The sequence below is a fragment of the Shewanella sp. SG41-4 genome, assembly GCF_014164505.1.
In the GTDB taxonomy this organism is placed as follows: domain Bacteria; phylum Pseudomonadota; class Gammaproteobacteria; order Enterobacterales; family Shewanellaceae; genus Shewanella.
Map to the genome: position 1 here is coordinate 1 of NZ_JACJFI010000574.1, position 1,529 is coordinate 1,529.

At 33.7% G+C, this 1,529-nt stretch carries 1 protein-coding gene; it reads right to left on the minus strand.

The window, feature by feature from the left end:
* Window positions 1–1,509, minus strand: a 1,509-nt coding sequence (locus H5202_RS22355; RefSeq protein WP_182773960.1) for a hypothetical protein, incomplete at its 3' end; no start/stop codon positions are given.
* Between the last annotated feature and the right edge of the window lie 20 nt (window positions 1,510–1,529).

Consider the following 1,529-nt stretch of genomic DNA (forward strand, 5'->3'; position numbering starts at 1 on the left):
ACCTGACCAATAATTTATACTCATAACTTGCTTTCGAGTTTTTAAGTATTTTTTACCCTTGGTCTTTTGAACACTTAATTTAATTGGGTTAGTAGGTACAAAAAAGTCCGAATCAGGATTACCGACATTGATAGCTACGAGATGTTCGAAAAATAATGAAATCTCTCTCATTACATCTTTGATCCCATTGTCATTGTCTGTAGTTATTTTTCTTCGAGTTAAGTCAAATGAGAAAACAAACTCTTCAAGTGGAACTGGATATACTGCATCCGATGCAATACCTGACTGGTAATCAAAAATTGAACTTCTCTGAACAAAAATTGCTGATATAAAATCCTTTGGCAAATTAGGATACTTAATGTGTTCAGAACCAAATTTTGAAAAAAAAGAAGGGAGATAACTAAAAAGATAAATATTGAATACTGCCAATCGATTTTGGGAAACCTTTTTTGTACTACTCTCGACTTTACGTTCTAAAAAGTCGATTTGTGCTAGCTTCCATACTGTTTTATGGTCTTGATTCTGATTAATATTAGATGAAATAAAGTCTGCTAAAACAATACCATCAGAATTCCAATACGGATATGACAAAATTTTAGTACTATCGTTTTTTGAATACCTAACATATTCTGAATGAGAATATTGAGTATGATTTCTGTTGTAATTTATTTTCCCAAGTAATTTTTTTGCTAGAGCTCTGTCACCTGAAAGATAAACACTTTCTGTATGACTATTATCTTCCTTTGGATTAGTTCGATGAGAGGTAGTAAAGTTTTTAAATTGATTTTCAATTTCAGGATCATTATTGTACTTAGCTATCACACTTATAATAGATGATATAGTGATCGCAGGGAGCTCAGGGGTAGATCTATAATCCGAATAAAAATCAGCCCAGTGTTCAAACTTAAAATCGGATAACTTTCTCACGCCCTGAGTTAAACATGCCCTTGCTAAAGTTTGATAAGCAGCAACTCGTGTTTTGTATGCTAATTCAGTATTTGCAGCATCAAGAAGTCTCACAGGTAATTGATCCGAATGTGACTTGACCCTCGCATCTGTGCTCAATATAAGGGCTTGCAAGACTGATTCAGGATAAACATCATCGTAGATAATAACAGTGTCAAATTGCTTTTGAGAGTGAATACTCACTTTAAATAAAGCATTCAAAGTTAATACGCCATTAGATGCTAGTTTGACTAAAACGAGTCTAATATAATTAGCAAGCTTTGATATTTGAGCTCTCGTTTGTTTGCTTGCATTATGACGACTGTAAAGATCGAGTACATTTTTACCAGCTATAGAATCTATGGTTTTCTCGTCCATTAAACCCTGTTCAAGCATTTCAAGATGCAATAAAAGTTCACCCCTTGAATAAGCGCAGTCAAGAGGTATAAAAAACACTGTTGAAGAAATAGAATTGGAGCTGCTTTTGAGATAATCTGGTAATTCGTGGATAAATTTCGAGCATTGCTTATACAACTCCACTTCATCTATGATATTTAGCTTCATGAACGTCCCTCAATTAGCAC